Genomic DNA, 8,740 nt, shown 5'->3' with positions numbered 1-8,740 from the left:
GGGTGTGCGGGTGCTTCCTCCCTCCCGTGTCCCCCCCCCCCCCCTCTCCCCCCCCCCCCCCCCCCCCCCCCCCCCCCCCCCCGCTCCCACATTCGATTTGCGTGATTTCTGAATTTTTCTATCGGCGCCTTGACGATATCGCTGCAATAGGTTTTGATTGCTTACGTTATCTTTCGAATCGAAACTTAAGCCGCCATGTCGAAACGCAACACGCCACAGCGCCGTCACAACATCCTTGCTTTGCTCCAAGAGCAGGGCGAGGTCAGTGTGGATGAGCTGGCCAAGCGCTTCGAAACCTCGGAGGTTACGATTCGCAAGGACCTCGCCGCCCTGGAGACCAATGGCCTGCTGCTGCGTCGCTACGGTGGCGCGGTGCCGATGCCGCAGGAGTTGGTGGCCGATAACGGGCAAACCGTTTCCAAGTACAAACTCGCCATTGCCCGGGCCGCTGTGAAGCGGATCCGCGAACATGCGCGGATCATCATCGACAGCGGCAGCACGACCGCCGCCATGATCCCTCAACTCGGCCAACAGCCGGGCCTGGTGGTGATGACCAATTCCCTGCATGTCGCCAATGCCTTGAGCGAACTGGAGCACGAACCGGTGCTGTTGATGACCGGCGGTACCTGGGACCCTCACTCCGAGTCGTTCCAGGGGCAGGTGGCCGAGCAAGTGCTGCGTTCCTACGATTTCGACCAGTTGTTCATCGGCGCCGACGGCATCGATCTGGTTCGAGGTACCACCACCTTCAACGAACTGCTGGGCCTGAGCCGTGTGATGGCTGAGGTGGCCAGGGAAGTGATCGTGATGGTGGAGGCCGACAAGATCGGCCGCAAGATTCCCAACCTGGAACTGCCGTGGAGCAGCGTCCATACCCTCATTACCGATGATCGCCTGCCCGTAGAGGCCCGCGACCAGATTCAGGCCCGCGGCATTACCGTGATCTGCGCGCCTGTCAGCCAGGAGAAATAGCATGTGTGGAATTGTCGGCGCCGTTGCTGAACGCAACATCACTGCCATCTTGCTTGAAGGTCTCAAGCGTCTCGAATACCGCGGCTACGACAGCGCGGGTGTAGCGGTGCTCACCCAAGACGCGAAGCTCGAGCGCATGCGTCGCCCAGGCAAGGTCAGCGAGCTTGCGCAGGCGCTGGACGCCGAACCGCTGCTCGGTCGCCTGGGCATCGCCCACACCCGTTGGGCCACCCATGGCGCGCCATGCGAGCGTAACGCTCACCCGCATTTCTCCGGCGACCTGGCGGTGGTGCACAACGGCATCATCGAAAACCATGAAGCCCTGCGTGAACAGCTCAAGGCGCTCGGTTATGTGTTCACTTCGGACACTGACACTGAAGTCATCGCCCATCTGCTCAACCACAAGCTCAAGGACCTGGCAGACCTGACTGTCGCCCTCAAGGCCACCGTCAAGGAACTGCACGGTGCCTACGGCCTGGCGGTCATCAGCGCGAAACAACCCGATCGCCTGGTGGCGGCCCGCAGCGGCAGCCCCTTGGTGATCGGCCTGGGCCTGGGGGAAAACTTCCTCGCGTCCGATCAGTTGGCGCTGCGCCAGGTCACTGACCGATTCATGTACCTGGAAGAAGGCGACATCGCCGAGATTCGCCGCGACAGCGTGCAGATCTGGGACCTGGATGGCAAAAGCGTGGAACGTGAAACCGTCCAGTACCGCGACGGGGCCGAAGCCGCCGACAAGGGCGAGTTCCGCCACTTCATGCTCAAGGAAATCCACGAGCAACCGGCCGTGGTGCAACGCACCCTGGAAGGCCGCCTGAGCCAGAGCCAGGTGCTGGTCCAGGCGTTCGGTCCACAGGCGGCCGAGTTGTTCGCCAAGGTCCGCAACGTGCAGATCGTCGCCTGCGGCACCAGTTACCACGCCGGCATGGTCGCCCGTTACTGGCTGGAAGAGCTGGCGGGTATTCCGTGCCAGGTCGAAGTCGCCAGCGAGTTCCGTTATCGCAAAGTGGTGGTGCAACCCGACACGCTGTTCGTCACCATTTCCCAATCCGGCGAGACCGCCGACACCCTGGCTGCCCTGCGCAACGCCAAGGAACTGGGTTTCCTCGCCAGCCTGGCGATCTGCAACGTGGGCATCAGTTCGCTGGTGCGTGAGTCGGACCTGACCTTGCTGACCCAGGCCGGCCGTGAGATCGGCGTGGCGTCGACCAAGGCGTTCACCACGCAACTGGTGGGCCTGCTGTTGCTGACACTGTCCCTGGGCCAGGTCCGCGGCACGCTGGGTGAGGGCGTCGAGGCCAAGCTGGTGGAAGAACTGCGTCGCCTGCCGGCCCGCCTGGGCGAAGCCTTGGCCATGGACAGCACCGTGGAAAAAATCGCCGAGCTGTTCGCCGAGAAGAACCACACCCTGTTCCTGGGCCGTGGCGCGCAATTCCCGGTGGCGATGGAAGGAGCCCTGAAGCTCAAGGAAATCTCCTACATCCACGCCGAGGCCTACCCGGCCGGCGAGCTCAAGCACGGTCCGCTGGCGCTTGTGGATAACGACATGCCCGTCGTCACCGTCGCGCCGAACAACGAACTGTTGGAAAAGCTCAAGTCCAACCTGCAGGAAGTGCGCGCCCGTGGCGGCCAGTTGATTGTCTTTGCCGACGAGAAGGCCGGCATGACCAACGGCGAAGGCACCCACGTGGTGCACATGCCGCACATCCACGACATCCTGTCGCCGATTCTCTACACCATCCCGCTCCAACTGCTGTCCTACTACGTCGCCGTTCTCAAGGGTACCGACGTGGACCAGCCGCGTAACCTGGCAAAATCGGTAACGGTTGAGTAAGGACGTCGCGCGCAGGAACAGCCTCCCAGCTCGACGGTTTGTGGCTAGCTTTCTGGCCAAACTAACCCCCTGAGTCCAGGGGGTTTTTTATGGGCGCAGCTAAACGCTCTGGCGATTTGGATCAGCGCTCACGCTGGACCCGGCGGGGCTGATGAATCCTGGCAAGGTCTTTACTGGTGGGCTGGAGTGACTGAAGGTATTTCTCGATTATTCCCGCAATTATGAAAAAATACTTTCATATGATGATCTGACCGACATTCACCGAGAGCTGGAAAGCGCTAGAACAACAGCGTTCATTGCAACTGGTGGCCGATGGCTGGCAGCGATACGAGGCCTTGCAAGAGAAATTACATGAATGAAGCGACAGCGCTGCAAGTGTCAACAGCTTTAGAATCAGAAAAAACTGGCGCTGGGCAGGTTCAGGGGAACAGTCTATAGTCGCTCTATAATTGTCTATAATTCCCAAGGAGAAGCCGAAATAATTGGTCTATAGTCGCTCTATAATTTTCTATAGAATCCCGCCAGAGGTCCCCAATGGTCGAGATCGTTTACCACCGTCCCGTTTTGGCTGCCCGCCTTTCAAAACTGATCATGCAGGTTGCCATTGGTAGCGCTGCCAGTTCGGGCGTCTTTCTGGCTGCTCCTCGGCGTACGGGGAAGTCCACCTTCGCTCGAGAAGATTTGCGGCCAGCATTGGAGGCCGCAGGAGCGATCGTACTGTATGCCGATCTATGGAAAGACCTGACGAAAGATCCTGGCTTGGTCATCGTAGAGGCTGTCCGAGAAGCCGTTGGCCAGAGCGAAGGATTCGTGACCCGTCTGGCGAAAAGTGCTGGTATGGAGAAGGTGACTGTCGGTGGCCTGAGTTTCAGTCTGGACAAGATTGGGCTGGGCAGGGATATCGACTTGACCACCGCGCTCGCGGCGCTTTCGGATGAGTCGAAAAAGATCATCGTCCTGATGATCGACGAAGCTCAACATGCTATCACCACGGATGAAGGCGTTGCGGCGCTTTTCGCACTGAAAGCGGCAAGGGACGAGCTAAACAGTTCGAAGCACCACGGTCTTCGCATCGTGTGCACCGGATCGAACCGTGACAAGCTCGCCATGCTCCGAAACAGTAAGGACCAAGCTTTCTTTGGGGCCTCCATGGTTCAATTTCCAACCCTGGATCAGGATTTCATAAACTGGTTCTGCGCGAATATCGATCTCGCCTATCCGCTCGATCCCTCTAATGTGTTCGAGTTGTTCAAGGAGAGTGGTTACCGACCTGAGTTGCTAGGTGCCGCCGCCGATGAGATCAGGTTCGATTTTGCGTTGGATCCTGCAACCATCCCCGAGCGATTCGCAGTGTTGGTTCGGGCACAAGCTGACGAGCTCAACGCAAACCTTAAGAAAATTATTCATAGCTTGACCCCTATCCAGTCCGCCGTTATCCGCGTCATGAGCGCCAAAGGCGATAACTATGCGCCTTTCGAGGCTCCTACCATGGAGCTCTACGCGAAAGCGATGGAGCAGGCCGGTATCGCAGAGCGCGATATAAAGGTCGAAGTACCGGGTGTTCAGCAAGCACTCATTGCCCTTCAGGAAAAGAAGCTGGTCTGGAAAGCCTCTCGTGGTGTCTACGCGGTTGATGAGCATGTCATCGTGGATCTGCTGGGTGAGGCCGGATTGCTCGAAGGCCTCTCCTAGGCTGTTCTCGAATCCGGCAGAGACCCCATAGCCTTTGGTGTCGGGGTCAGGAAGGTGTGCTGGCCGCACGCACAAGTCACTCCAGAAAACACCGATCAAAAAGATAAACGCTGGCCGGTTTGAGATTTTCCACCGTGCGTTGCGGGCGTCCGCCGTCGCCGGCTTTTTTGCGGCCGGTTTCCTGCAAATAGCCCGCCTCGGTCATCTTCAGCAAACGCTGGCGCATGCTGGTCTTGAGCACCGGGCGGTCGAGTACTACGGAGAAGATGTTCACCGCTTCCGGCGCGCTGAATTCCGGGCCCAGGAACATCAGCGGCAGGCTGCTGTAGAGGGCTTTGGACAACAATCGCTCCTGTACCGCCGCCACCAGGCTGTTGTGATCGAAAGGAAGTTTGATCGAGGCGTTCGCGACGTCCTTGAATGGGAGAAAGCCCTGGTGTTCAGCGAGCTGGACCGCTTCGCTGACAATCGCCAGGTAGAACGTCGAGGACGACCAGCAGCGCGGATCGCGGAACGCGTCGCCGACGGTGCCGACCTGTTCGATCCACGCCAGCGGCATGCCGACCTTGTTTGAATTGCGCAGGCGCTCCACGGCGTCGTTCAGCGTGAGGTCTTCGACGTCCCCGTTGACCACGATCCCGGGCAGCGCCCAATGGCCGGCGAACGGCTCGGCTTCCCGTCTGTTCAGGAGGATTTCCAGCGCCTGGGTTTCCCGGCAGAAGCGCAGCACACAGAGGTCGATAGTGTGCAGATAACCGCGCGCAGGGGCTGTGCTAGTGGGCATGTCGATTTCCGTGGGTAGCGTAAAGGTCATAGTTTAACGGGTTCATGCCGGGTGCCATCCAGTCGGTGGGAAGCGGCTTGCCCAAGGCCAGGCGTTCGCGAACCCCCGTGCTGCGCACGTGGATCTTTTCCTCCACGCGAAGGATGGAAAACCGCTCCAGCAATTCCTGGCCGCGATAGAAGGTCGGCAGCGAATCCGCGACATCCTGGCCCACCACCAACGCGATCCGCTTGCCGTCCAGGGCCAGGCTGTCGGCGAGGTGTGCGAGCAGGGTGTAGCTGTAGATGGCACCTTCCACACCACGGGCCACGACTTGCTCCACCCGGCTTGCACGTACTTCGGCGCAACACAGCGGCTGCACGTTCTCGACGATCGATTCCAGCCAGTTCAGGCGCACCTCATAGTCGACCATTGGCTTGCCATAAGGATGCCGGAAGCTGGGGACCACCAGAACGCGCCTGGCCTGGCGTGAGGCCTCGATCATCACTTGGGCGTGGCCGGCGTGAGGGGGATTGAAGGCGCCGCCATACAGGGCAATCTCGAACATGGCTTATCCTCTTTTGGTACATGACATGTACTCTAGCAGCAAAGTCTTTCTGATGAAAACCTGCTTTTGCTCGCTAAACTTAATTGGTCAAGAATGACTCATCAAAAATATTTCTCCGAATGGCTTGTTATGAAAGTACACCTTATGTACTCTCGTGGCCATGAAGAGGAGAAACCCAGCATGAACAGCCTGACCCGGAAAACCGCTTCCTTCGATGTCGATGCGCAAAAGAGCTTCACGCCGCTATGCCCCGATGAGCTTCCGGTGCCGGGCGGTGACCAGATTGCCGGTGAGCTGAATTTCATCGCGTCCCTGGCCAGCCTCCGCATCGGCAGCAAGGACGCCCATTCGCCCAAAGCCCCTTGGGTGGTCGCCGATCACGCACAGATGTTCGTGCCGACCGGGCTGGAGCACGCCGACATAACCTGGGTCAGCCACTGCGTTCCCGGCACCGAAGGTTTCGCCTTGCTGGACCAACTGCCGATCCCCTACGACTACGACTATTTCGTCTGGAAGGGCGTCGAGCCGGATTTGCACCCGTACGGTGCCTGTTACCACGACTTGCACGGCAAGCTGTCCACCGGGGTGATCGAGTACCTCAAAGGCCAGGCTGTGGAGCAGGTCATCGTTGGCGGGCTGGCGCTGGATTTCTGCGTCAAGACCACCGCGCTGCAACTGGCCGCCGCTGGCTTCAAGGTGATCGTTCACCTTCCGGCCTGCCGGGCCATCAGTGAGCAGGGGGCCGTTCAAGCCACTGCCGACATGCAGCAAGCGGGCATCTTGGTCGCCGCGACACGCGAAGACATCCTCCGCCTGGCAAACGCATAAGGAACAGACATGGACAGTGCATTCGATACAAACAGCGGCACCATCCAGAGTCTTCTGGATACCGACTACTACACCTTCACCATGATGCAGGCGGTCTTGCACCAGCACCCGAATGTCGAGGTGGAATACCAGTTCATCGTGCGTTCCAAGGAGCGGCTCGGTCACCTGATCCCGGACATTCGTGTCGAACTGGAAAAACTCGCCGGTTTGCAACTGCGTGAGGGAGAGCAGCGGTTTTTGTTCAACAAGCGTTTCCGTGAGTACCTGACACCGGACTTCGAGCAGTTTCTCGGCCTGTTTCGCTTCAATTTGCGCTACATCCACGTTTCGGAAGTCGACGGCCAGCTGCACATCCGCGTCCGTGGGCCGATGCTGCACTGCATCATGTTCGAGCAACCGGTATTGGCGATGGTCAGCGAACTGCGCAACCGCGAGAAGTACCCCGAAGTCGAGTTGGCCGACGTCACTCGCAAGCTGTACCAGAAGTTCGAATGGCTGGAGAAGCATGCCAGCCGCGAAGAGCTCGCCGAGTTTCGCGTTTCAGACTTCTCCACCCGGCGGCGGCTGTCGTTCAGGGCCCAGCGTGAAGTGGTGAACGTCATGCGCAGCGATTTCCCTGGCGTCTTTGTCGGCACCAGTAACGCGCACTTGGCTTACGAGTTCGATCTCCCCCTGATCGGCACCATGGCCCACCAATGGCTGATGGTTCACCAGCAACTCGGGCGTTTGCGCGAGAGCCAGAACGCGGCGTTGGAAAACTGGGTGCGCGAGTATCGCGGCCGGCTCGGTATCGCCTTGACGGACTGCATCAGCACCGATTTTTTTCTCAAGGATTTCGACCTGTACTTTGCCAAGCTCTATGACGGCCTGCGCCAGGATTCCGGTGACCCGATCGTCTGGGCGGACAAGGTGCTGGGGCGTTACCAGGCGCTGGGCATCGACCCGCGCACCAAGGACCTGATGTTCTCCGATGGCCTCAATTTCGAGAAGTGCCTGCCGATCCTGCGTCATGTTCGCGGCAAGGCCAAATTCGGTTTTGGCATGGGCACCAGCCTGGCCTGTGATGTCGACGGTGTCGAACCGCTGAGCATTGTCATGAAACTGGTGCGGGTCCACGGCGAGCCGGTGGTGAAGTTCTCCGACGATCCGATCAAGAACGTCTGCGAGGATGCCTCGTTCCTGCGCTACGCCGCCCAAGTGTTCAACGTCGCCCTGATCAATCCACAAATGGGAGCCTGATATGACTACGCTCGCGCAAGAACGCATTGCCCGGGAACTGGGCATCGACCGCCAACTTACTCGGGGTGGCGAAGCCACTGAGATTGCCCGTCGGGTCGGGTTCATCAAGCAAATCCTGCGCGAGTCGAGCTGCCAGTCCCTGGTGCTGGGGATCAGCGGCGGCGTCGACTCGCTCACCGCCGGCCGCCTGTGCCAGTTGGCGGTGGAGCAACTGCGAGGGGAGGACTACTCGGCGCGGTTTATCGCCGTCCGACTGCCGTACAAGGCCCAGGCCGATGAGCAGGACGCCCAGGCGTCCCTGGACTTCATCCGACCGGACGCGATCACCACCAGCAACATCGCCGCGTGTGTCGACGGGCTGATGGGCAGTATCGCCATCGACGGCTTGCAGCCTTCGGCCGAACTCACCGACTTTACCAAAGGCAACGCCAAGGCCCGGGCACGGATGCTGGCGCAATACGCCATTGCCAACTTGAGCAACGGATTGGTGGTGGGAACCGATCATGGGGCGGAGGCGGTAATGGGTTTCTTCACCAAGTTCGGCGACGGCGCGTGCGACCTGGCACCGCTGTCCGGGCTGACGAAAACCCAGGTGAGATGGTTGGCGGACGCGATGGGTGCCCCCGCGCACCTGGTGCGCAAGGCGCCGACCGCGGATTTGGAAGACCTGGCACCCGGTAAGTTGGATGAAGTGGCGTATGGCTGTAGCTATGAGGAAATCGATGCGTACCTGATGGGCGAAGAGGTGTCGCCGCAGGCGCGACAGATCATTGAAGGCGCCTACCTCAAGACAGCCCACAAACGAGCATTGCCACGCGTCCCTGCATCGTTGTAATAGGGTTTT

The 8,740-nt window shown here is 59.7% G+C and carries 8 protein-coding genes; 6 read left to right on the top strand and 2 right to left on the bottom strand.

The genetic code is table 11. From position 1 onward, the window contains the following. Nucleotides 1–195: 195 nt before the first annotated feature. The 3 genes from ACIPQ1_RS05395 (at nt 196) to ACIPQ1_RS05385 (ending at nt 4,498) form a co-directional block, all read left to right on the top strand. Entirely contained in the window at nt 196–972 is a 777-nt protein-coding gene (locus tag ACIPQ1_RS05395) for a DeoR/GlpR family DNA-binding transcription regulator (protein ID WP_060739917.1), read from the top strand. Nucleotide 973: 1 nt separating this feature from the next. Next, nucleotides 974–2,806, top strand: coding sequence for a glutamine--fructose-6-phosphate transaminase (isomerizing) (gene glmS / locus ACIPQ1_RS05390; protein ID WP_250961610.1), 1,833 nt, complete (start codon nt 974–976; stop codon nt 2,804–2,806). Between the two features lie 534 nt (nt 2,807–3,340). Then, nucleotides 3,341–4,498 carry an ATP-binding protein gene (locus ACIPQ1_RS05385; RefSeq protein WP_250961623.1) on the top strand — a complete coding sequence of 386 codons (1,158 nt, stop codon included), beginning with the start codon at nt 3,341–3,343 and terminating at the stop codon, nt 4,496–4,498. 76 nt (nt 4,499–4,574) lie between these two features. Here ACIPQ1_RS05385 and ACIPQ1_RS05380 read toward each other — a convergent pair whose 3' ends face one another. Both ACIPQ1_RS05380 and ACIPQ1_RS05375 read right to left on the bottom strand, forming a co-directional pair. Further along, a complete protein-coding gene (locus tag ACIPQ1_RS05380) occupies nt 4,575–5,282 on the bottom strand; it encodes an NUDIX hydrolase (RefSeq protein ID WP_411386035.1) in 708 nt (235 codons plus the stop codon). Further along, on the bottom strand, nt 5,272–5,829 hold the full coding sequence (locus ACIPQ1_RS05375) for an adenylyltransferase/cytidyltransferase family protein (RefSeq protein WP_446533722.1): 558 nt from the start codon (nt 5,827–5,829) through the stop codon (nt 5,272–5,274). The genes ACIPQ1_RS05380 and ACIPQ1_RS05375 overlap by 11 nt, the downstream gene beginning before the upstream one ends. 180 nt (nt 5,830–6,009) lie before the next feature. Between ACIPQ1_RS05375 and ACIPQ1_RS05370 the strand changes: the two genes are divergently transcribed. From ACIPQ1_RS05370 to nadE, 3 genes are read left to right on the top strand one after another with little or no spacing between them, the layout of a single operon-like run. Next, entirely contained in the window at nt 6,010–6,657 is a 648-nt protein-coding gene (locus tag ACIPQ1_RS05370; RefSeq protein ID WP_250961626.1) for a nicotinamidase, read from the top strand. A gap of 9 nt (nt 6,658–6,666) precedes the next feature. Further along, nucleotides 6,667–7,896 (top strand): nicotinate phosphoribosyltransferase, encoded by a 1,230-nt coding sequence (gene pncB / locus ACIPQ1_RS05365; protein WP_446533721.1) that lies wholly within the window; start codon nt 6,667–6,669, stop codon nt 7,894–7,896. Between the two features lies 1 nt (nt 7,897). Next, nucleotides 7,898–8,731 (top strand): ammonia-dependent NAD(+) synthetase, encoded by an 834-nt coding sequence (gene nadE / locus ACIPQ1_RS05360; RefSeq protein ID WP_446533720.1) that lies wholly within the window; start codon nt 7,898–7,900, stop codon nt 8,729–8,731. The last annotated feature ends 9 nt before the right edge of the window (nt 8,732–8,740 follow it).

It is taken from the genome of Pseudomonas sp. LARHCG127 (genome assembly GCF_052871455.1).
Note: the sequence above shows the minus strand (reverse complement) of the source record. Positions and strands in the feature narration are given on the sequence as shown.